The sequence below is a fragment of the Ruegeria sp. BG7 genome, assembly GCF_056535685.1.
Genome location: NZ_JBQFIU010000002.1, coordinates 527,346 through 549,087 on the forward strand (window position 1 = coordinate 527,346; position 21,742 = coordinate 549,087).

The 21,742-nt window shown below is 56.0% G+C and carries 18 protein-coding genes; 10 read left to right on the plus strand and 8 right to left on the minus strand.

What is annotated here, in order from left to right:
- Positions 1 to 85 precede the first annotated feature (85 nt).
- Complete coding sequence (locus ACR3EH_RS20215; RefSeq protein ID WP_171185488.1) at positions 86 to 1,144, minus strand: ABC transporter ATP-binding protein; 1,059 nt, start codon at positions 1,142 to 1,144, stop codon at positions 86 to 88.
- Entirely contained in the window at positions 1,141 to 1,947 is an 807-nt protein-coding gene (locus ACR3EH_RS20220) for an IclR family transcriptional regulator (RefSeq protein ID WP_171185723.1), read from the minus strand. The genes ACR3EH_RS20215 and ACR3EH_RS20220 overlap by 4 nt, the downstream gene beginning before the upstream one ends.
- Positions 1,948 to 2,087: 140 nt before the next feature.
- Here ACR3EH_RS20220 and ACR3EH_RS20225 point away from each other — a divergent pair, with 140 nt between their 5' ends.
- The 10 genes from ACR3EH_RS20225 to ACR3EH_RS20270 all read left to right on the plus strand — a co-directional run bounded on the left by ACR3EH_RS20225 (position 2,088) and on the right by ACR3EH_RS20270 (position 13,373).
- On the plus strand, positions 2,088 to 3,347 hold the full coding sequence (locus ACR3EH_RS20225; RefSeq protein ID WP_171185487.1) for an ABC transporter substrate-binding protein: 1,260 nt from the start codon (positions 2,088 to 2,090) through the stop codon (positions 3,345 to 3,347).
- Between the two features lie 93 nt (positions 3,348 to 3,440).
- A complete protein-coding gene (locus ACR3EH_RS20230) occupies positions 3,441 to 4,367 on the plus strand; it encodes a carbohydrate ABC transporter permease (protein ID WP_171094759.1) in 927 nt (308 codons plus the stop codon).
- Between the two features lies 1 nt (position 4,368).
- On the plus strand, positions 4,369 to 5,217 hold the full coding sequence (locus ACR3EH_RS20235; RefSeq protein ID WP_171094761.1) for a carbohydrate ABC transporter permease: 849 nt from the start codon (positions 4,369 to 4,371) through the stop codon (positions 5,215 to 5,217).
- A gap of 22 nt (positions 5,218 to 5,239) precedes the next feature.
- Positions 5,240 to 6,580, plus strand: coding sequence for an alpha-glucosidase/alpha-galactosidase (gene melA, locus ACR3EH_RS20240; RefSeq protein ID WP_171185486.1), 1,341 nt, complete (start codon positions 5,240 to 5,242; stop codon positions 6,578 to 6,580).
- A 58-nt stretch (positions 6,581 to 6,638) separates the two neighbouring features.
- Positions 6,639 to 8,345, plus strand: coding sequence for an IlvD/Edd family dehydratase (locus tag ACR3EH_RS20245; RefSeq protein WP_171647201.1), 1,707 nt, complete (start codon positions 6,639 to 6,641; stop codon positions 8,343 to 8,345).
- The gene (locus ACR3EH_RS20250; protein ID WP_171675975.1) at positions 8,345 to 9,109 is read left to right on the plus strand and encodes an SDR family NAD(P)-dependent oxidoreductase; all 765 of its coding nucleotides are present in this window, start codon (positions 8,345 to 8,347) and stop codon (positions 9,107 to 9,109) included. Before ACR3EH_RS20245 ends, ACR3EH_RS20250 begins: the two co-directional genes overlap by 1 nt.
- Positions 9,110 to 9,113: 4 nt before the next feature.
- Entirely contained in the window at positions 9,114 to 10,001 is an 888-nt protein-coding gene (locus tag ACR3EH_RS20255) for a 2-dehydro-3-deoxygalactonokinase (RefSeq protein ID WP_171185483.1), read from the plus strand.
- Positions 9,998 to 10,603 (plus strand): 2-dehydro-3-deoxy-6-phosphogalactonate aldolase, encoded by a 606-nt coding sequence (locus ACR3EH_RS20260; RefSeq protein ID WP_171185482.1) that lies wholly within the window; start codon positions 9,998 to 10,000, stop codon positions 10,601 to 10,603. Before ACR3EH_RS20255 ends, ACR3EH_RS20260 begins: the two co-directional genes overlap by 4 nt.
- The gene (locus ACR3EH_RS20265) at positions 10,600 to 11,460 is read left to right on the plus strand and encodes an SMP-30/gluconolactonase/LRE family protein (protein WP_171185480.1); all 861 of its coding nucleotides are present in this window, start codon (positions 10,600 to 10,602) and stop codon (positions 11,458 to 11,460) included. The genes ACR3EH_RS20260 and ACR3EH_RS20265 overlap by 4 nt, the downstream gene beginning before the upstream one ends.
- Positions 11,457 to 13,373 (plus strand): beta-galactosidase, encoded by a 1,917-nt coding sequence (locus tag ACR3EH_RS20270; RefSeq protein ID WP_171185478.1) that lies wholly within the window; start codon positions 11,457 to 11,459, stop codon positions 13,371 to 13,373. Before ACR3EH_RS20265 ends, ACR3EH_RS20270 begins: the two co-directional genes overlap by 4 nt.
- Before the next feature lie 40 nt (positions 13,374 to 13,413).
- On the opposite strand, the gene ACR3EH_RS20275 is transcribed toward ACR3EH_RS20270, so the two are convergent.
- The 6 genes from ACR3EH_RS20275 to ACR3EH_RS20300 all read right to left on the minus strand — a co-directional run bounded on the left by ACR3EH_RS20275 (position 13,414) and on the right by ACR3EH_RS20300 (position 21,722).
- Entirely contained in the window at positions 13,414 to 14,685 is a 1,272-nt protein-coding gene (locus ACR3EH_RS20275; protein WP_171185476.1) for an ABC transporter permease, read from the minus strand.
- A complete protein-coding gene (locus tag ACR3EH_RS20280) occupies positions 14,682 to 15,602 on the minus strand; it encodes an ABC transporter permease (protein ID WP_171185474.1) in 921 nt (306 codons plus the stop codon). Before ACR3EH_RS20280 ends, ACR3EH_RS20275 begins: the two co-directional genes overlap by 4 nt.
- Before the next feature lie 11 nt (positions 15,603 to 15,613).
- Complete coding sequence (locus ACR3EH_RS20285) at positions 15,614 to 16,726, minus strand: ABC transporter ATP-binding protein (protein ID WP_171094784.1); 1,113 nt, start codon at positions 16,724 to 16,726, stop codon at positions 15,614 to 15,616.
- A gap of 116 nt (positions 16,727 to 16,842) precedes the next feature.
- Complete coding sequence (locus tag ACR3EH_RS20290; protein ID WP_171094786.1) at positions 16,843 to 17,967, minus strand: extracellular solute-binding protein; 1,125 nt, start codon at positions 17,965 to 17,967, stop codon at positions 16,843 to 16,845.
- Between the two features lie 126 nt (positions 17,968 to 18,093).
- Positions 18,094 to 20,079, minus strand: coding sequence for a beta-galactosidase (locus ACR3EH_RS20295; RefSeq protein ID WP_171675972.1), 1,986 nt, complete (start codon positions 20,077 to 20,079; stop codon positions 18,094 to 18,096).
- A complete protein-coding gene (locus tag ACR3EH_RS20300; RefSeq protein ID WP_171675970.1) occupies positions 20,076 to 21,722 on the minus strand; it encodes an amino acid ABC transporter permease in 1,647 nt (548 codons plus the stop codon). Before ACR3EH_RS20300 ends, ACR3EH_RS20295 begins: the two co-directional genes overlap by 4 nt.
- Between the last annotated feature and the right edge of the window lie 20 nt (positions 21,723 to 21,742).

Sequence of the window (21,742 nt, forward strand, 5' to 3'; positions counted from 1 at the left end):
ATCCTCAAAACAAATACGTTTCTACCATAGGTAGTTGCTTTGAAGGCAGCAAACAAGCGTTGCGGATCAGCCAAACGTTAAAACGCTACCGAAACCTTTGCCCTGTCTCGGGGTCGAACACCATGGCGCGTTCGGGCAGGATTGAAATGCCGATCCGGTCACCCGTTTTGCTGCGTTGATCGTCCCGCTCCTCGACAATCAGTTTGTCGCCATTTGGTGTCAGCAGATAGGAATAGGAAACGCCCCCTAATGCCTCGGTTAGATCCACTGTGCAGATCTCCGCCGACCGGTCGATCTGGATATGTTCCGGGCGCATCCCCAAAGTTACTTTGCTCTGTCCGGCAGGAACCGTTGCAGTGATCGGCAATGGCTGAGCCAGGGCAGGATGGGTAACGTGCCCATCGGCATACTCACATTCCAGGAAGTTCATCGCGGGTGAGCCAATAAAGCCGGCAACAAAGCGGTTGTCGGGATCTCGGTAGAGGTCCATTGGGGCACCCACCTGCTCGATACGACCATCGCGCAGGACTACGATTTTGTCGGCCATAGTCATCGCTTCTACCTGGTCGTGTGTCACGTAAATCATGGTAGCGCCGATTTCCTGATGTAGACGCGCGATCTCGACCCGCATCTCGACCCGCAACTCGGCGTCCAGGTTCGACAAGGGTTCATCAAACAGAAAAACCTCTGGTCCGCGAACAATGGCCCGACCGATTGCAACCCTCTGCCGTTGACCCCCTGACAGAGCCTTGGGTTTACGCTTGAGGTATTGATCCAGTTTCAGAATGTTCGAAGCTTCCTGAACCTTCTTATCAATCTCGGGTTTTGCGACACCGTTCATACGCAGGCCGAACCCCATGTTTTCGGCAACCGTCATGTGCGGGTAAAGCGCATAAGTTTGAAACACCATCGCGACCCCACGTTTTGCAGGGTCCATATGCGTGACGTCCCGCGCACCGATGTGAATCTGACCTTCCGAGGTCTCTTCAAGCCCCGCAATCATGCGCAACAAAGTGGACTTGCCGCATCCCGAGGGGCCAACAAAAACGCAGAACTCACCATCGTCGATCTGCAGGTCGATCCCGTGAATGACCTGCGTCTGACCATACCGCTTGATCGCCTGGTTCAGAGTTACTCCTGTCATGTCACTTGCATCCTGTCATTGCTATGGTTTGGACCTGTTTCGGGAAAGCGCCATGCCTGCGCTTCGGCCCCGATCTGTTCAGCCACGCGGCGTAGACGCGGCACCCAGGCTTCGAGTTGTTTGAAATTCATCCGTTCCGTCGAGCCTGTCACGGAAATCGCGCCCAGCATTCGATTGTTCGACGTCAATACCGGGCAGGCGATACATATGATGCCGGGTTCATGTTCTTCGTCGTCTACCGCAAATCCCCGGGTTCTTATCCTATCAAGATCTTCGCGCAGCGCTTGTTCGGAAGTCAGGGTTTTTTCGGTGAAACGGTGATAGCTTTGCTGAGAAATCACCCTGTTCAGCGCGTCTTCCTCTAAAAACGCCATCATCGCCTTGCCGACCCCGGTGCAGTAAGCTGGGCCGACTTTGCCAGCTTGCGAATACATTTCTATGGGCTGCGCCGCATTGCGTTTGTCGACATACAGGACTTGCCCCGAATCGAGCTGTGCCAGGTGCACGGTTTCCCCGGTTTCCCGGCTCAGCCCATCAAGAAACGGGCGAGCAATCGGCGCCAGAGAACTTTGTGTCCATGCGGCATGGGCCAGCCGAACCAACCTCATTCCAGGCGCATAGGTTTGTCTGTCCGGGTCGTAAGACAACATTCCCTGATTCGTCAGGGATTGAAGGAATCGGTAGAGCGTTGCCTTGGGAAAGGCACTGCTGTCCAGCAGTTCAGAAAACCGCACAGGGCGTTGAAAAGCCGCGACGTGATCCAACACGTCACATGCTTTGCCTATGGTTCCATCACCTGACACGGGCCTGTGTTCTCCTCCGCTTTCCATCGCTTCCTCTCGATGGGTCTTGACAAGACTAACCGAGTCGATGTGTAGTTTTCAATATATAAAACTTGGTTTCAATATTTGGAACCTCACATGGGAGCAACAGGGAGGAGACCATGTATTCCACTTTCAAGCGCACAACGGCTGCGCTGGCGCTTGGCGTCGCAATGGCGGCGCCAGCAGCTGCGGAACTGACCGGAGAGCTGCGCATTTTCCTGGACACGTCTAACCCTGCGCCGCGTGCGACGATGGAAGCGATGATCGAGCGGTTTGCGGAACAGCATCCAGGTTTGGAAATCGAAACCACCGTGATCGACCGCGAAGCTTATAAAACGCAGATCCGCAATTTCCTTACGGCCGACACTCCGGACGTGGCCACTTGGTACGCCGCCAATCGCATGAAGCCGTATGTTGAGGCTGGCCTGTTTGAAGACGTATCAGACCTGTGGGCCGAGCCTGAAATTGCCGAGAACCTGGCTTCGACCAAAGGCGCGATGACCATCGATGGCAAGCAGTGGGGTGTGCCATACACCTACTATCAGTGGGGTGTTTATTACCGCAAAGACATCTTTGATGAGCTGGGCTTGAGCGAGCCGACGACCTGGGAAGAAGAACTGGCCAACTGCCAGAAGATCGTCGATTCAGGTCGCGCCTGCTATACCATCGGCACCAAGTTCCTGTGGACCGCCGGTGGCTGGTTCGACTACCTGAACATGCGCACCAACGGGTTTGACTTCCACAACCAGCTCGCCAATGGCGAAATCAGCTGGGAAGATGATCGAGTCAAACAGACCTTCGCCAACTGGAAACAGCTGATCGACATGGGTGCGTTCATCGACAACCACCAGACCTATAGCTGGCAAGAGGCCCTGCCCTTCATGGTCAATGGCGAAGCCGCTGCTTACCTGATGGGCAACTTCGCCGTTGCGCCGTTGCGTGATGCGGGGCTGACGGATGATCAACTGGACTTCTACCAGTTCGTTTCCATCAATCCCGACGTCGAATTGGCCGAAGACGCTCCGACAGACACGTTCCACATCCCGGCCAATGCGTCCAACAAAGAAGCCGCACGTGAGTTCCTGCGCTTTGTGGTTTCGGCAGACGAGCAGACCGAGATCAACAATGGTGCAAACCTTGGTCAGCTGCCTGTGAACGCGCAGTCTTCGGTGGATGACGACAAGTTCCTGCAGCAGGGCTTCCAAATGTTGTCATCCAACAGTCCGGGCGGTGTCGCTCAGTTCTGGGATCGCGATGCTCCGGCTGAAATGGCCAAAGTGTCGATGGAAGGCTTCCAGGAATTCATGGTCAAGCCGGACAATGCTGATCGTATTCTGGCGAAACTGGAACGCGCCCGTCAGCGCATCTACGACAACTAAGCGGATCGGGCCGGGCTAATTGCCCGGCCTACCTATCCCCTGAAATATAGGACGGGCTTCAGTCCGCCACCCCTTATCGCCCGGAACACCATCATGACCGTTGCCGCCGACATCCCAGAACAAGAAAGCTGGTTTCACCGCAACCAGCAGCGAATTGCGCCGTGGTTGTTTCTGGCACCGGGCCTGCTGTTCTTCATGGTCTATGTGATCATCCCGGTATTCCAATCCTTCAACCTGTCCCTTTACGAATGGGACGGTTTGGGCGCAGCCGAATATGTCGGGTTCCGGAATTACGAAGACCTGTATTGGGAATGGGTGGATCGGGATGCTTTTTTCATCTCGCTGAAAAACAACCTGATCTGGCTGGTCCTTTATCTTCTGGCGATTCCGGCGGGCCTGTTCATTGCATTATTCCTGAACCAGACGGTTTGGGGCATCCGCCTGTACAAGTCCCTGTTTTTCTTCCCGTTCGTGATCTCTCAGGTGGTCGTCGGCCTTGTATTTACATGGTTTTATGACCCGACCTTCGGGCTCTTGAACGAATTCCTTGGTTTCTTCGGCCTTGGCCCGCTGAATGTGCTGGGCGACGAACGGTTCGTAACCTATGGCATCATCTTCGCCGGTCTTTGGCCGCAAACCGCATATTGCATGATCCTGTATCTGACGGGCTTGAACGCAGTGGATCCAGAACAGATCGAGGCCGGGCGATTGGATGGCGCAAAAGGGTGGAGAATGCTGTGGCATATCATCCTGCCACAATTGCGCCCCGCCACCTTCATCGCTTTCGTAGTTACAATCATCGGCGCGTTGCGCAGCTTCGACCTGATCTCGATCATGACCCAAGGCGGGCCCTTCGGATCATCTCGGGTGCTGGCCTACTACATGTTCGAGGTTGCCCTGTCTGAATACGGCTTCCGCATGGGATATGGCGCCGCGATCGCAGTGATCCTCTTCCTCATCATGCTCTGCTTCATCGCCTACTTCCTGTGGTCGATGTACCGCGAAGAAAAGGGGCACTGAAATGTTTCCCAAACCCATCGAAAAACAACCTCGCGCGGCGCAGATCACCTATCAGGCCATGCTGCCACTGGCCCTGTTGCTGTGGCTTGGTCCATTGCTGGCGGTTGCCCTGTTTTCGGTCAAGCCCGCCGCAGACTTCACAAACGCCAATTACTGGGGATTGCCATCAAGCTTTGAAGGTGCGTTCAACTATGGGCAGGTGTTCTTCAACTCGGACATGCCGCGCTATTTGTTGAACTCGTTTATGATCACCGTCCCGACGGTGATCGGAGCTGTCGCGCTAAGCTGCATGACTGGCTTTGCGCTTGGGATCTACAAGTTCAAATCGAACCTCTGGATCTTTTTCATGTTCGTTGCGGGCAACTTCGTACCCTTCCAGATTCTGATGGTGCCTGTCCGTGATCTCACGCTTGAACTCGGTCTCTACAACACCAAAACTGGCCTTGTCCTGTTCCACATCGCGTTCCAGACAGGGTTCTGCACCCTGTTCATGCGGAACTTCATTCGCGCCCTGCCCTTCGAGTTGATCGAAGCTGCGCGGGTCGAGGGTATCAGCGAAATCCGTATCTTCTGGTATGTCGTTTTGCCCTTGATGAAGCCTGCAATCGCTGCGCTCAGCGTGCTGATCTTTACCTTTATCTGGAACGACTATTTCTGGGCCGTTGTTCTAACCCAAGGCGCAGAAAGCCAGCCTGTTACGGCGGGGATCACCAGTTTTAACGCCCAGTTCAGAGCTGCTTACCAATTGATGAGTGCAGGCTCGATCGTCGCAGCCCTGCCGCCTGTTGCCATGTTCTTCCTGATGCAGAAACACTTCATCGCGGGCCTGACCCTCGGTGCAGTAAAATAACGTCAAACCAAGAGTTTGTAAGATGACAAAGATCACCTTTATCGGTGCAGGTTCCACGATTTTCATGCAGAATATCGTTGGTGACACCCTGCTGACCCCTGCACTGGCAAACAGCCACTTTGCGCTGATGGATATTGATCCCGAGCGGCTTGCCGAAAGCGAAGCTGTGGCGCGCGCCATGATCCGCTCGGTCGGCACGGGTGCGACAGTTACCACGCATACAGACCGACGCGCCGCATTGGACGGCGCGGATTTTGTCATCACTGCCTTTCAGATCGGTGGGTATGAGCCCTGCACGGTCACCGATTTCGAAATCCCCAAGCAATATGGCCTGCGCCAAACCATTGCCGACACACTGGGCGTCGGCGGCATCATGCGTGGGTTGCGCACGGTTCCGGTGTTGTGGGACGTCGCACGTGACATGATGCAGCTATGCCCGAACGCAACACTGTTGCAATACGTGAACCCGATGGCAATCAACACCTGGGCGCTGGCTGAGCAATTCCCGGCGCTGAAACAGGTTGGCTTGTGCCATTCGGTTCAAAATACGGTCGAAGAACTGGCCCACGATCTTGACCTGCCCAAAGACGAGTTCCGCTACAAGGTTGCCGGTGTAAATCACGTCGCCTTTTTCCTTAAACTCGAACATCAGGGGCGCGACCTCTACCCCGCGCTGCGGCAAGGTTATGCCAGTGGCCAAATTCCCAAGGCCCCGCTGCTGATGCCACGCTGCCCCAACAAAGTGCGGTATGAAGTCATGGATCACCTTGGCTATTTTTGCACTGAAAGCTCGGAACATCTGGCGGAATACGTCCCGTGGTTCATCAAGGACGGACGTCAGGACCTGATCGAGCAATTCTCGATCCCGCTGGACGAGTACCCGACCCGCTGTGTTGAACAGGTGGCCAACTGGAAAGAACAGGCCAAGACATTGACCGACGGTCGTGACATTGAAGTCATCCGCAGCCACGAATTTGCGGCCGACTTGATGAACGCCGTCGTCACGGATACGCCATACACAGCCTATGGCAACTTGCCCAACACCGGCCAAATTCCCCAACTTCCACCGGGCGCAGCGGTTGAAACGCCCTGCCTAGTCGACAGCAACGGTGTGCAGCCTTCGGTCGTCACCGATATCCCGCCGCAACTGATTGCCTTAATGCGCACTCAGATCAACGTGCAGGAACTGACCGTTCGGGCTCTGATAGATCAGAACCCCGAATACATCTATCACGCCGCCATGATGGATCCGCATACCGCGGCCGAACTCGACCTGCGCCAAATCCGCAATCTGGTGAGTGACCTGCTAACAGCCCATGCCGACTGGCTGCCCGATTGGTGCCGCCCCGCTCGGGCCGCCTGATCTTCATCTTTTTTTGAAATACTCAATTCCAACCACAGCCAAGAAAAGCAACGCAAAAATGACAAAACGCCGCTCACAGCATTGGTACGGAAAGCTCGACAAGGACGGGTTCATTCATCGCTCCTGGATGAAAAACCAGGGCTTTCCCGATCACGCTTTCGACGGGCGACCTATCATTGGAATCTGCAACACGTGGTCGGAATTGACCCCCTGCAATTCGGGCCTGCGCGATCTGGCCGAAGGGGTCAAACGTGGCGTGTGGGAGGCAGGTGGCTTTCCGGTCGAATTCCCCGTTATGTCACTGGGCGAGACACAGATGAAGCCGACCGCCATGCTGTTCCGCAATCTGTTGGCGATGGACGTCGAAGAAAGCATTCGTGCTTACGGCATCGACGGCGTTGTCCTTCTGGGTGGTTGTGACAAGACAACACCGGGGCAGTTGATGGGCGCGGCCTCGGTCGATTTGCCGTCAATCGTGGTCAGCTCTGGCCCGATGCTGAACGGCAAGTACCGCGGGCAGGATATCGGCTCGGGCACAGATGTTTGGAAATTCTCGGAAGCCGTCCGTGCTGGAGAAATGACCCTGCAGGACTTCATGAACGCCGAATCCGGCATGTCTCGCAGTGCAGGCGTTTGCATGACAATGGGAACAGCCTCCACTATGGCATCGCTGGTTGAGGCGATGGGTATGTCCCTGCCTACCAATGCTGCCCTGCCTGCCGTGGATGCCCGCCGTATGGCGCTGGCGCATCTGACCGGCAAAAGGATCGTCGAGATGGTGGACGAAGACCTGAAACCCTCAGACATTCTGACCAAAGAAGCTTTTGAAAACGCCATTCTGGCCAATGCCGCCGTGGGTGGGTCTACCAACGCCGTCGTTCATCTGTTGGCTCTGGCAGGCCGTGTAGGCGTTGATCTGACACTCAAGGATTTTGAGATCGGATCGGAAATTCCCCTGTTGGTGAACTGTATGCCTTCGGGCAAATACCTGATGGAGGACTTCTGCTACGCAGGCGGGGTTCCCGTCGTGTTGAACGAGCTTAAACCCTTCCTTCGCCCGGCAAAAACCGTGTTGAACAAGGACATTTCAGCCCATTACGAAGGGGCCGAGTGCTTCAACACGGACGTCATCCGCCCTTTCAACGATCCGGTGAAACCTGCCGCCGGTCTGCGCGTCTTGCGAGGCAACTTGGCGCCCAACGGGGCCATCGTGAAGCCTTCGGCGGCGACAGATGAACTTCTGGAAACGGAAGCCGAGGCTTATGTTTTTGAAAATATTGAGGACCTGAAAGCCAATATCGACCGGGATGACTTGCCCGTCACACCCGAAACTATTCTGGTTCTGAAGGGCTGCGGCCCCAAAGGGTATCCCGGAATGCCCGAAGTTGGCAACATGCCGATCCCGGCCAAGCTGGTGAAAGAAGGTGTGCGTGACATGATCCGCATCTCGGACGCGCGCATGTCCGGAACCGCCTATGGCACCGTCATTCTGCATGTCAGCCCGGAGGCGCAAGCCGGTGGTACATTGGCACTGGTGAAAACCGGCGACCGCATTCGTATCTCGGCCAGCAAGGGTGAGATGGAATTGCTGGTTGATGCAGTGGAACTGGACGCGCGCCGCACCGCGTGGCAACCGGACGAACCTCACTATACCCGCGGTTATGCGAAACTTTATATCGACCACGTTCTGCAAGCCGATCAGGGGGCCGACCTTGATTTCCTTGTGGGCAAAGACACACGCCTTGTGACCAGAGAGAGCCACTGATGCCACAACCAGCAACATTTCACGACCTGAACGGGGCGTCCGTTTACATCACAGGCGGTGGCTCAGGCGTCGGCGCGGCGCTAACCGATGGTTTCATGACTCAGGGTGCTAACGTGGCCTTCATCGGTCGCTCGGATGCCAATGCGTTTGTCGAAGAGATGCGCGACAAACATGGCCGCGCCCCCCTGTTCATGCAGGGTGACATGACTGACACCGAACTGCTGCACGCTACTATGCAAAAAGCAGCTGAGGCGCATGGACCCTTGAACGTGTTGGTCAACAACGCGGCCAACGATCAGCGGCACGCCTTGGACGAAACAACGCCAGAGTTCTGGGACTGGATGATCGAAGTCAACTTGAAAGCGTATTACTTCGCCTGTCAGGAAGCGGCCCGGCAGATGAAAGAAGGCGGAGCGATTATAAATTTCAGCTCGATCAGCTACATGATGGGCAACGCAGGTTATCCAATCTACACGACATCAAATGCCGGAATTACCGGTATGACACGCTCCTTGGCGCGCGAACTTGGGCCGCAGAACATCCGGGTCAACGCGCTGGCCCCCGGCTGGGTCCTGACGCAGAAACAATTGGACATGTGGGCCACGCCCGAGGATTTGGCTGCACATCTGGATCGGCAATGCCTGAAAGAGCATCTGACACCTGACGATATGATTGCACCCACCTTGTTTCTCGCGTCTAAGGCCAGCCGCGCGATGACCGGTCAATGCATGGTCATTGACGGTGGCGTTGTTGTAACGGGGTGATGGGATGAAAGCAGATTGGATCGCTGTTGATTGGGGCACCTCTCATCTGCGGGCTTGGGCTATGCAGGGGACTGAGGTTCTGGATCAGGCGCAGTCCGGTGCTGGTATGGCTCATGTTGGCAAAGGTGGATTTCAAGCGGCATTGCTGGATCTCATTGAAACGTGGCTTACAGATACACGCATCGATGTGATTGCCTGCGGTATGGTCGGAGCACGGCAAGGCTGGGTCGAAGCACCTTATGGCGCTGTTCCAACCCAACCTCTGCCTGGTGCGCCGGTTCAAGTTCCAGACACTGATCGGCGCATCCGCGCTTTTGTCGTGCCAGGGTTGAAACAGGTAACACCACCGGACGTTATGCGGGGCGAAGAAACGCAGATCGCAGGATTTCTTGCCACTCGTCAGAATTGGGATGGGGTGATCTGCTTGCCTGGAACCCATACGAAATGGGTTCAAGTCAGCGCGGGCGAAGTTGTCAGCTTTCGGACGTTTATGACGGGAGAGATGTTCGACCTGTTGTCAGGGCAATCGGTGCTCCGGCACTCGGTTTGCGAAGGTTGGGATAATAAGGCATTTGTGGACGCCGTTGCAGATACACTGTCCAAGCCCGAACAACTGGCAGCACGCTTATTCGGTCTACGCGCCGCAGACTTATTGCAAGGACAGGACAAAGGCACCGCGCGCGCGCAGCTTTCGGGGTTGCTGATCGGTGCCGAGCTGGCCGCCACCCGACCCTATTGGTTGGGGCAACAATTGGCTGTCATTGGTGCCGACGGTGTATCGCAGATTTATGCAACTGCGCTGAAATTGCAGGGCGCGTTTGTCGAAACTGAAAATGCCACTGCGGCAACGCTGGCAGGGCTTGCGCTGGCCAAAGACAAGGTGAATTCATGAGCCGTCCCATCATCGCCATTCTTCGAGGGCTTAATCCGTCAGAGGCCGAAGCCGTTGGGCACGCGATACTTGACGCAGGGATTGACCGGATCGAAGTACCGCTCAACTCGCCCAACCCATTAGACAGCATCGCCATTCTGGCCGGGTCATTCGGGGATCAGGCTTTGATTGGCGCTGGCACTGTAATGTCAGTCGATCAGGTTGAAGCTGTTTCCGCTGCCGGGGGCAAACTGATCGTGTCCCCAAACTATGATGCTGACGTGATCGGACGTTCGGTTGCCTTGGGGCTGCAAAGCTGGCCGGGTATCTACACCCCGACCGAAGCATTCGGGGCCCTTAAGGCCGGGGCCACAGGATTGAAGCTGTTTCCCGGAGTGATGGCAGGCCCTGCCGGACTGGCCGCATTACGCCCGGTTTTGCCTGACGGTGCGCTGGTCTTTGCCGTAGGTGGTGCGGGACCTGAGAATTTCGATCAGTGGATCAAGGCCGGTGCGGATGGGTTCGGGATCGGATCGGCGCTGTATAAACCTGGGATGGACGTGACCGAGATCGCTGATCGCGCCCACCAGATCGTTGCCGCCTATGACAAGGCGGCGGGATGAGCACTGTTTTCGATGATCGCCCCTGCGAACTGGGCGAAGGCCCTTTGTGGCACCCCGAGCGGCAACAGTTGTATTGGTTTGACATCATCGGCAAACGCCTGATGACCCGTGACGGGCAAGAACCGCATAGCTGGGCATTTGATGAACATGTCTCGGCCGCCGGGTGGGTAGACCGCGATACGCTGGTTCTGGCGTCGGAAACGGGGCTTTGGCGTTTTGACCTCAACACTACGGACCGCAGCCTGATCACGCCATTGGAGGCAGACAATCATGTGACCCGCTCAAATGATGGCCGCGCTGATCCTTGGGGTGGCTTCTGGATCGGAACGATGGGGAAGGAAGCCGAACCCGGGGCAGGATCGATCTATCGGTTCTGGAAAGGCGCGTTGAGGTGTTTGGTTGCGGATGTGACAATCTCAAACGCAATCTGTTTTGCTCCGGATCGGTCGGTTGCATATTTTTGCGATACCGTGACAGGGCAGGTTCGGCGTTGGAAGCTGGACGCGGAAACCGGTTGGCCTGAAGGGGATCATACGGTCTTTCTGGACCTTCGGGCCGAAGGGTTGAACCCCGACGGTGCTGTGGTTGATGCCGCTGGCAACGTCTGGATTGCCCAATGGGGTGCCAGCCGGGTTGCGTGCTACACTCCTGATGCACAATTCCTAAGCGCTGTGGCAATGGACGCAGCGCACACTTCCTGCCCGGCTTTTGGCGGCAGTGATCTGAGCACCCTTTTCTGCACAACAGCACGTCAGGGGTTGAGCGCTGACGAAATCGAAGCGCAACCAAACAACGGAAAGACCTTTGCCGCGCTGAATGCCGGGCGGGGTCGGGCAGAACACAGGGTCATTTTATGAAGCCGGAACTTGGCGTTTGCTATTATCCCGAACATTGGCCCGAAGCGATGTGGGCGGAGGACGCCGCACGCATGATCGGCACCGGCCTGACCTGGGTTCGGATCGGTGAGTTTGCATGGAGCCGTATGGAACCTCAGCCGGGACATTTGCAACTCGATTGGCTGGACCGTGCGATCGAAACACTTGGTTCCGCTGGCTTGAAGGTCGTGCTGGGCACGCCAACGGCGACACCGCCCCGCTGGATGGTGGATAAACACCCGGATATGCTTGCCGTGGATGAACAGGGGCACCCACGCAAGTTTGGGTCGCGGCGGCATTATTGCTTTAGCCATCAAGGCTATGTCGATGAATGCTCACGCATTGCCCGTATCATGGGCGAGCGATATGGCCACAACCCACACGTGGCCGCATGGCAGATCGACAACGAATATGGGTGCCATGACACGACGGTCAGCTACAGTGCCCCTGCTCTGCACGCGTTCCGACAATGGCTTGCGAAACAATACGGGTCGATCGAAGCGCTCAACACTGCATGGGGCAATGTGTTTTGGTCGATGGAATACGCCAGCTTCGATGAGATCGACCTGCCCAATCAAACCGTGACCGAACCGAACCCGGCCCACGTTTTGGCGTTCCGGCGGTTCAGCTCGGATCAGGTTGTGGCGTTCAACAAGGCTCAGGTTGACGTCTTGCGGCAGCTGACCGACGTCCCGCTGCTGCACAATTACATGGGCCGCGTTCTGGATTTCGATCACTTCGAGGTCGGCGCAGATTTGGATATCGCCACCTGGGACAGTTACCCAATTGGGTTTTTGTCGGATCGGCTGGAAGATGACGACGGGCACAAGGTCGCTTTTCTGCAGCAAGGCGATCCGGATATGCAGGCGTTTCATCATGACCTTTACAGGGCCGTCGGACGCGGACGTTGGTGGGTGATGGAACAGCAACCCGGTCCCGTAAACTGGGCGCCTTATAACCCGGCGCCCCTTCCCGGAATGGTACGGCTGTGGTCTCTTGAGGCCGTTGCTCATGGCGCTGAAGTGGTGAGCTATTTTCGTTGGCGACAAGCCCCCTTCGCGCAAGAGCAGATGCACGCAGGCTTGTTGACGCCGAATAACCGCCCCGCGCCTGCTTTGACCGAAGCCCGCCAAACCGCAGATGCACTGTCAGAATTGGGTGAAGTGCGGCAAGAGCAAGCCAAGGTGGCTATCGTGTTCGACTATGCATCGGACTGGGCATGGGCCACTCAGCCGCAGGGGGCCGGGTTTGATTACTTTCGATTGGTCCTCTCGGCCTATCGCGCGCTGCGCCGCGTGGGGATGTCGGTGGATTTCGTATCTACTCATGACCTCTCAGGAAAATACGATCTGATCCTTGCGCCGGGTCTGGCGACGCTTGGTCAGGATTTGGAGAGCCGTCTGCAATCGGCATGTAAACTCGCCATCCTTGGCCCCCGAAGTGGTGCCATAACGGGCGATTTCCAAATTCCCGAGAATGGCCGCCCCGGATTGAGTGCATTGGACTGTGACGTCGATCTGGTCGAAACGCTTCCTCCGACGGTTGAGCGACCTGTTAACGGCGGTGGCGCGGCGTTGCACTGGGTTGATCGACTGTCAGGTTCCGCCACGGACATGCTGAATTTCGAAGATGGGGCAGCCGCGCTCAAAGGGGAAAACAGGGTTTGGTATCTGGCGGGGTTTCCTGACGAACAGCTTTGGGATCGGGTCATTGCGATGGCGGCAAGGCACACAGGGTTGAGCGTGCAGGCCATGCCTCAAGGCCTGAGGATGCGCGAGACAGCTGATCATGTGTTTCTGATCAACTACAACGCAAACCCGGTGATCTGGAATGGGCAAACTGTTCAAGGCTGCGATGTCGCCATCCTGAAACGCAATCCGCCCGGACAGGGTTGATCCTGATCCGGGCGGATGCCTTGGCTATCAACCGGCAAAGTTAGTCGTCGTTTTGCAGGCTGTTGGGGTCGAAGACGTTGCCGAACCCGCTGTTGTTCGATGGGGCCGGGTCGGCCTCGGACGAACCATCGTCGCTTTCGCTTTCGTCTCCGCCCAGAGAGTTGGGGGCAAACACGTTTCCAAAGCCACTGTTGTTCGACGGCTTCGGCGTGGACTGTGCCCCGCCCTGTTCGGCTTCTTCGGCTTCGCGCTGCTTGCGGCGCTCTTCGCGTTGCTCGCGCAGTTGCTGAATGCGCTGTTCGGCCTCCAGCTGTTTCTGCTCGCGTACGTCAGCAATGCACTGACCAGGGTCGTAGGCCGTTGCGGTGCCGACAACCGTGATCGTTGCAATCGCAAAAACAACCACCAGAACCGCAGCTGCGTTTCCAGCAAAGAAGCTGGGCAATTTGATCTTGCCTGCCAGTTCCTCAACCGTTGCGTTCTTGCGCGCCGCTGCCACCAGTTCCTGACGCTTGAGTTTCGCTTCATTCAGCAAAGCAAAGAACACCGTTAATGCCACAATAATGAACGCCAGCGCTGAAATCGCGGGTGTGATACCATAGCGAACTTTTTGGGCCAGCTCGATTGTCAACGTCGGGTATTCACCAAACGTAAAGGTGGTGGTGTTGTAGTTCTCGAACGAAGCGAGGAATGCCAGCACCGCCGCCGAGGCAATCGCCGGGCGCATGAACGGCAGCAAAATCTTGCGGAACGCCTGTGCGTGGCTGGCCCCAAGGTCCAATGCTGCTTCGGTCAGGGCAATATCGTAGCGCTGCAATCGCGCCACCAGCACCAGCATGCAATAGCTTGCGATAAAGGTGGACTGGCCGATCACCGTCAGGAAGATACCGTTCGACAGAAAGCTATCTGCACCCAACCCCAGCATCCGGTTGATCCGGTCCCAGAACACCAGAGTCGAGATACCCAGAACCACACCGGGGATCAGGATTGGCGCAATGACGATAGTATAGTAGGTCGCGCGCAGCTTGGGCCAGATCTGCGTCAGCATCAACGCGCCCGCCAGTCCCATTGCTACCGACAGGATCACTGTCCCCAGACCGACAATCACCGAGTTCTTGATGCCGTTCAGGATACGTTGGTCCTGAAACAACTCACCAAACCACTGGAAGGTCAGGCATTCCCATGGGCTCATCCTTGGGAAACCGGATGAGTTGAACGCGGTGATCGACATGATCACAAGCGGTCCCAGCAGATACAGGAAGAAGATCGCCAGATATGCCCAGACGCTTATACGGAGGAAGGAATTGTTCATTTCCCGATATCCCCCATGTTCACCTTGAACAGGCGCATGACTGCCAGCACGAACAGGATACACGTCACCAACAGAACGATGGCGTAGGCGGCACCCTGAGGCCAGTCATTGTTGTCGTTGAACTGCTGATAAATCAGCTGCGTGAACCAAAGCGACGACGGTCCGCCCAGAATCTGAGGTGCGGCCAGCGCACCGGCACTGAGCATGAAAACCATGGTACAGCCTGAACTGATCCCCGGCTTCGCATAAGGAATGACCACACGCCAGTGAATCCGCCACCACGGCGCACCCAGGTCACGGGCGGCCTCGATCTGGTTTTTATCGAGACTTTCTATGACGTTATACATCGGGAAGACCATCAGAAGGATATAGGCGTAACCCAGACCGGCATAGAGCGCGATGTCGTTTCGGATAAAATCAAACGGTGTATCCCAGATTCCCAAGCCCATGAACAACGTGTTCAGCACTCCGGTTTCACCAAAGATGATCCGCAGGGCAAAAGCCCGCAGGATTTCGTTGATCCAGTAGGGGATGATCAGCATGATCGCAAAGATGCGGATATGGCTGCCTTCGGATTGCCCAAGGTAATAGGCGATTGGATAGCAGATAATCAGGTTGAAGATCGTCACACAAACTGCTGCGACAAGGGTGCGGAAAAACACCCTCAGATCGACTGTGTTGTAGTCCTGACTGCCACCTTCCGGGCCGTAAATCAGATACTTGTAGTTCTCAAGCGTATAGACGTCCTTGGGGCCGCCGATCTCGGGCGGCGGAAGGTTCGGACGGAACGAAAAGTCCAGCATCGATAGCTGCGGTAGGATAATCAGGCCGATGGTCCAAAACAGAACCAGACCCAAGATCGCCAACCCCATGCCCGTGCCATTGCGGTTGAAGAATTCTTTTAGAAACTGGGGCATCTGCTACACCCCTACTCTGCGGCCAGTTCACCCGCTGGCACCAGAACCGCATTGCGGGTCTCGTATTCCAGCGTGATAGTCTGGCCGGTGTGGTCTTCAAAGGACTGTCCGAGGTTTGGCAGAGACACTTTGATCTCTTTGCCACCATCGCCTTCGGTGAAGATATTGAAGACGTTTCCTTCGAACTCCTCGTGCTTAACCCGGGCGGTCACGAAATGGTCCCCGGTGCTGCCATCCGGAGCGATGGTAAAGGCTTCTGGGCGCACGAACATCATTGCGTCGTCGCCTTCTTTCATCTTGCCCTGATTGGCTGTTGAAATGCGCGCCACCAGTTCGCCCGATCGGTTGGTCGCAATCAGCGCCTCATTTCCCATGACTTGTTTAATTTTACCGCGGAATACGTTGTTTTCGCCAACAAAAGAGGCGGCAAACGCGGTGTTCGGGTCGTTGTAAATAGTTTTGCCATCCGCAATCTGATCAATCACGCCTGCACGCATGACCGCGATGTTGTCCGACATGGTGAGCGCCTCACCCTGATCGTGGGTGATGTAGATAAAGGTGATGCCCACGCGCTGCTGAATCTCACGCAGCTCGGTCCGCATGTGCTGACGCAGTTTCAGGTCCAGTGCCGACAGCGGCTCATCTAACAGCAAAACATCAGGCTCAGCGCAGAGCGCACGAGCAATGGCCACACGTTGGCGTTGGCCACCGGACAGTTCGCTGGGCAGTTTGTCGCCCTGTCCCGGCAGCGCGATCATGTCCAGAAGCTCATCGGCTCGCTTACGACGTTCGGCTGCACTGGCGCCTTTAATTTCCATCGAAAAAGTAATGTTTTCCCACACTTTCATCAGCGGAAACAACGCCAGGTTCTGAAAGATCAACGCCGTGGGTCGCTTGTTAGGGCCGATGCCACGCATGTCATTGCCGCCGATCAGCACTTTGCCTTCACTGGGCTCCAGAAAACCTGAAACGGCGCGCAGGATCGTCGTTTTGCCACAGCCCGATGGCCCGAGAAACGAAAAGAAATCGCCCCCGTTGATGTTCACATTCGCGTCCCGCACAGCGACGAAATCACCAAAGCGGATCCACAGGTTTTCAAGATCGACGCCGACCCCTGCACTCATTTTAGGTATCTCCCTGAGGCGCGCATTGTCGTCACACCACATTGCTTTCCGTCACGCCGGGACGGCGCGCAGATTGTGGCCCCCCGCGGTTTGCGGAGGGCCGTTTTTCTAAGCGGTTAAGCGCTTTTGAACTTGTTGACGAACTCGGTCCGTGTTTCAGCATACCAAGGCGCTTCGGCCGGCCACGGGTTGAGGTTGGCCAGCGAGTCCCCCGGATAGGCTTCGGCAAAGTTCTTCTTGTAAGTGTCGCCCGAATATTGATCGGCACCCAGAACCGGCGAGTTGTAGCCGTGGCTGTCGATAGCAACACCAGCAGGTTTCGCCTGATAGGCAAAGTCAATGAATGCGTAGATCTGATCGATATTCGCAGCACCTGTTGGAATCGACATACCGTCAACCCAGGCCATCGCACCTTCGACAGGCGCCTGGTAGTGCACTGGCTCGCCGGCGGACTTCAGCGCCAGTGGCGGGCCGTCCCAAGTTTGGCCAACGATCACACCTTCGTTCAGCAGACCGTTCTTCTGCGTATCGGCGTCATTCCAGATCAATTTGATACGATCCTTCCGCGCGATGCACCAGTCAGTGATCTGACCCCAGACCTTGCGCATTGTGTCTTCGTCACCATACGCAGCCCAGACCGAGCCCGGCTCCATTTCGCCAGAACGCTCCATGAACAGACCCGCACCCAGCATCATCGAATGCGCGCGACCCATTGTCTTGCCCGCGTTTTCTTCCGACCAGACATCGCCATAAGACGGCGCATCACCTTCCGGCAGCCACAAATCGGTGCGATACGCGATGCCTTCTGTGCCCCAGATATGCGGCAGCCAATGCGCGCCTGATCCGCCGAAGTTCCAAGCGTCAGTACCGATCTTGGCCATTGCCGGGTTCACCAGATCAATCGGAACCTTGTTCATGTCAAAGGGTTGCAGCAGCTCCAAAGGTTCCCACTGCAAAGAGCGGTTGTTGGTGGGCGAGACAATGTCAAAGCCCTGGCCCTTGGTGGCCTTCATCTTGTTGATGATTTCTTCGTTCGAACCGATGCCGGTGTAGTTAACTTTGATGCCGGTCAGGGTCTGAAACTCTTCGATAAAGCTGGGTGGAAGATAGTCCGACCACATCAGAATGTTAATCTCACCCGAAGACGCCAGCGCGCTCTTGCTGTACAGCGGTGCCGCCAAAGCAGCTGCGCCCGCGCTTTTTAGCACCGAGCGTCTGGAAAGAGTCGATTTATCAGCCATTAGAATTCTCCCATTGATGGACTGTTTTGTTTTTATTTTTTGTTTATAGGACTTTCCGTGTCAGTACGGCAGTCCAAAAGTGACAGTTTTTAGAAATCTTAAGTCCAGTTCCTTACAAGAACACGTTCAGATTGTTCTTTTTGGTGTCACATCTTCTTGCCAAACAGCCAAATCCCTGGCGCCTACTGGGTCAGCGCCCAACAAAAATGTGCGGTGCTCTCCATCGGGCAAGTGTTTCGGAACGTCCCCAAAATTGAACGCAAATTGCAAGTTACCACGTCGGGTCATACGAATGTCAGGATCGCATTCCAAAGTGCTTATGCCAGCCCATTCCATTGCCTGTCGCAAAATGGACAAAAGCAATCTGTCGCGAGGGATCATGGCCAAATAGATCGCCCGGTCTGATCGAACGACCGCGGGGCTTCCGTCGCAATAGGCGCTGTCAAAGCGGGCAAGAACGTATTCCTTGGTCTCGACAATCTCGCGCCATCCACAGAAAGCAAACCGTTGACCGTCGGCCAGTTGCACAGTCTCTTGCGCCAAATGTGGAAGAGACTCGACACGGGTCACACGAACTCCGGTCAGCGCGGCCAAAGCACCGGGTGCGAGGTTTTCTGGGGTATGCATCCAAGGCGTTTTGCTGCCGGACCGCGCCCCGATCACCAGTTTCGCACCCGAATCAGAAATTCTGGCGGCAAGGTTTGCACTGACAATCATGCTCTGAGGAAGAAGGATCAGCGCGTAGCCATCCAAGTCATCTTCCGGCCCGAGGAAATCGACGTCTGCGCCAAGCTGGCGCAAGCCCGCATACCATTCTCGGAAAATATGCGCGTTCGGAAAGTCCTCATCATGTGGCAGGATGTCCGCCGCCCAGATCGAACTATAGTCCAGCAGTATCGCCACCTTGGCTTTGCACCGTTCAACGGGGGGCAGCGCGTTGCGATCTTTCACGATCTGAGCCAGTTCTGTTGCGGCTTGATCCGGGCTGTTATCTGAACGCAGCAAGGCAGTGTGGTATTGTTCCTGTGCAAGTTTTGCTTGCCGCCAGCGAAAGAACATAACCGCTTGCGCCCCATGAGCATAAGCCGCCCAAGTCCAAAGCCGCACCATACCCGCAGCCGGAGCAGGATTCTTAGCCGCCCAATCCACCGGCCCCGGTTGCTGCTCCAGAATCCACATCCGGCCACGTCCCTGACTGCGATACAGATCGCAATGAAAGCCCTGATAATCTGGAGCACCTGTTCGCAGATAACGACGCTTTTCGTCATCGGATAAGGTTGAGCCCATCAGGTTCCCCAACGGATAGCTGTCGAATCCGACAACATCCAAATCTGCAGCGACGGCATGGTGGTCAAACTCGAAACTGCCGGCCATGAAGTTGTGCGTGATCTCGCGGCCCGGAGCGTATTTCCGCAGAACGTCGACTTGCGCTTTGTTGAACAGACGTACCCTGTCTGAAGAATACCGCATGAAGTCCAGCGCTTGCGTCGGGTTCGGGGCAGCAACCAAGCCGATTGGCAGCTCGATTTGCTCAAACGTAGAATAAAGCGATCCCCAAAACACTGTTCCCCATGTCTGATTCAACACGTCGATAGTTCCGTATTGCTGTTCCAGCCAGCGCCGAAATCCGATGCGTGCCGCTTCTGAATAGCTAAGCACCGTACCGTGGTCATTGTATTCATTATCGATCTGCCAGGCGTGGACCTGAGGGTTTGTTCCATACCTGCGGGCATATTCGGTTGCGATCCGTTGGGCTTCGGACAAATAGATTTCGCTGGAAAAGCAGTAATGCCTGCGCGCGCCATATCCTCTGACCCGACCGTCCGGCCCGACTGGCAGAATTTCGGGGTGCTCGTCGATCAGCCACTTTGGCGGGGCGGCCGTGGGGGTCGACATCATGACCTTCAGCCCGGCATCCCCCAAAATTTCGACCACCTCATCCAACCAATCCCAACGGAATTGCCCGCGCGCGGGTTCGATCAGACCCCAGGTGAATTCGGCGATCCGCACCCAATCCAACCCCATCTCGACCATGCGTTTGGCGTCGTCACGCCATTGGGATGGATCCCATTGCTCGGGGTAATAGCAAACCCCCAGTTCCAGCTTGCTCATCTATCGTCCTTTGCGGTGCGCCGCTCGATCCACTTCAAGAAGCTGGCGCATCCCAATGTAATCACGACGTAAAGGATGGCCGCTGTGTTAAATGGGGCGAACGGCAGGAAACTGGCGGCTTGAAACTCTCGCATTCTCTGGGTCATGTCCCGGACCGAAAGGATCGACAGCAAAGAGGTGTCCTTGATCATCGCAATGAATTCGTTACCCAAAGGCGGTGTCACAATCCGCAATGCCTGTGGCAGGACGATCAGCCGTGCAGTTTGCCACCGAGACAGCCCCAGAGAACTGCCCGCTTCCAACTGTCCTTTAGGGATCGCCTCGATTCCAGATCGGAAGATCTCGGCCATATAGGCGGAATAACCCACCGAGATGGCGATGATCCCGCGTGTCATATTCGTCATGTCTATGCCGCCCCCTGTGGCGTCCTTGACCGCACCGGCCAGCGGCAAACCTATGTAGAGAATGATCACCAGCATCGGGATGCCCCGGATGGTATCCACAAAGAACTCGGCCCCGACGGCAAGCGGGTGCAATTTATGCTGCGCTCCGCCTATGGTCAGCGTTAAAAGCAGAAAGCCAAAAACTGCAAAAGCCAGCGCCGGATTGCGAAACTTGTCCGGCAAAAAGCTGGTTTGCCAGAGCACAGGATAACCCTGAGTATGCGCCTCAACCGGGACAAATGCCCCCGACACGCTGTCAAGGGTTTCTATTTGCTCAAGCGCCGCCGCTGCGTCTGTGGCGCTGCGAATGCGATAATTTTGTTCTCCGCCACCTTCGAATTCACCGAAACGGATAATGTCTGCCTGCGCCTGCGGGGTGCCGCGCACAATGGCAATGCGGGCGTCCGTGCTGCCAACAAGGACATAATTCACCTGTGGCTGCATGAAGAAGAAGGTCGAAACGCCCAAAAGACCCAAGCTTATCGCACCATAGACCATCGTTGTGCGCGCTTTGGGTTTGAATGACTGTAGCCCAACCCAGATAAGCCCAAGGATAGCGGCGAAGATATAAGCAAAGATCGCTGCGCGGAACGTGATCGCAACCCCGGTGGCGAATTGCCAATGGGCCATGAACATCAGGTAGAACAAAGAAGCTCCGGTCAGAACCTCAAACCCAATTTGCACGAAACTGCGCAATGGATTGGCCAGACGACCCGACACAAAGCACAGCGCGACGACAACCGCGTAGATCGCCAGCAAAATCTGTAAACCTGTCTGGACCTGATTTACCACTTCGGGGAACAGAACCCAGGTCTGGCTGGATCGGTCAATCAAAGTTGAAGTGTTTTCGTTAAGTGCATGAAAAAACACTGACTCGGCGAAAGGTAAAAGAATCTGAGGCGCAACAAAGGAAAGGATCGACAGCCCGACCGCAACCGGAAATGCCGCTATTGCTGAGACACGCAACCAGGCTGGCGCCTGCAACTGGAAACGAGAGTGGCGGGCGCAGAGATAGCCCAGGGTCGCCGTTGTCAGGATCAGCAAAAACCCGACAAAGATAGGCCCCGCATTGTTGCCGATCCCCAGGATGGCAACCAGAGATCGCAAATACTTGGATGAGGTGGCAAACAGGTAAATGATGAACGGCGCGGCAGCGAGCAACACAAGGTTGCTCGGGCGGATCGAGCTCAGGCGCGACATGGGGTTCTCCGCTAAGTCAA

What these genes read in the sequence shown, in the direction of transcription:
- ACR3EH_RS20245 (WP_171647201.1), top strand. Translation starts at nt 6,639, where the DNA reads ATGACAAAACGCCGCTCACAGCATTGGTACGGAAAGCTCGACAAGGAC.
- ACR3EH_RS20300 (WP_171675970.1), bottom strand. Translation starts at nt 21,722, where the DNA reads ATGTCGCGCCTGAGCTCGATCCGCCCGAGCAACCTTGTGTTGCTCGCT.
- ACR3EH_RS20215 (WP_171185488.1), bottom strand. Translation starts at nt 1,144, where the DNA reads ATGACAGGAGTAACTCTGAACCAGGCGATCAAGCGGTATGGTCAGACG.
- ACR3EH_RS20270 (WP_171185478.1), top strand. Translation starts at nt 11,457, where the DNA reads ATGAAGCCGGAACTTGGCGTTTGCTATTATCCCGAACATTGGCCCGAA.
- ACR3EH_RS20265 (WP_171185480.1), top strand. Translation starts at nt 10,600, where the DNA reads ATGAGCACTGTTTTCGATGATCGCCCCTGCGAACTGGGCGAAGGCCCT.
- ACR3EH_RS20295 (WP_171675972.1), bottom strand. Translation starts at nt 20,079, where the DNA reads ATGAGCAAGCTGGAACTGGGGGTTTGCTATTACCCCGAGCAATGGGAT.
- ACR3EH_RS20230 (WP_171094759.1), top strand. Translation starts at nt 3,441, where the DNA reads ATGACCGTTGCCGCCGACATCCCAGAACAAGAAAGCTGGTTTCACCGC.
- ACR3EH_RS20255 (WP_171185483.1), top strand. Translation starts at nt 9,114, where the DNA reads ATGAAAGCAGATTGGATCGCTGTTGATTGGGGCACCTCTCATCTGCGG.
- ACR3EH_RS20280 (WP_171185474.1), bottom strand. Translation starts at nt 15,602, where the DNA reads ATGCCCCAGTTTCTAAAAGAATTCTTCAACCGCAATGGCACGGGCATG.
- ACR3EH_RS20285 (WP_171094784.1), bottom strand. Translation starts at nt 16,726, where the DNA reads ATGAGTGCAGGGGTCGGCGTCGATCTTGAAAACCTGTGGATCCGCTTT.
- ACR3EH_RS20260 (WP_171185482.1), top strand. Translation starts at nt 9,998, where the DNA reads ATGAGCCGTCCCATCATCGCCATTCTTCGAGGGCTTAATCCGTCAGAG.
- ACR3EH_RS20225 (WP_171185487.1), top strand. Translation starts at nt 2,088, where the DNA reads ATGTATTCCACTTTCAAGCGCACAACGGCTGCGCTGGCGCTTGGCGTC.
- ACR3EH_RS20235 (WP_171094761.1), top strand. Translation starts at nt 4,369, where the DNA reads ATGTTTCCCAAACCCATCGAAAAACAACCTCGCGCGGCGCAGATCACC.
- ACR3EH_RS20250 (WP_171675975.1), top strand. Translation starts at nt 8,345, where the DNA reads ATGCCACAACCAGCAACATTTCACGACCTGAACGGGGCGTCCGTTTAC.
- ACR3EH_RS20275 (WP_171185476.1), bottom strand. Translation starts at nt 14,685, where the DNA reads ATGAACAATTCCTTCCTCCGTATAAGCGTCTGGGCATATCTGGCGATC.
- melA (WP_171185486.1), top strand. Translation starts at nt 5,240, where the DNA reads ATGACAAAGATCACCTTTATCGGTGCAGGTTCCACGATTTTCATGCAG.
- ACR3EH_RS20290 (WP_171094786.1), bottom strand. Translation starts at nt 17,967, where the DNA reads ATGGCTGATAAATCGACTCTTTCCAGACGCTCGGTGCTAAAAAGCGCG.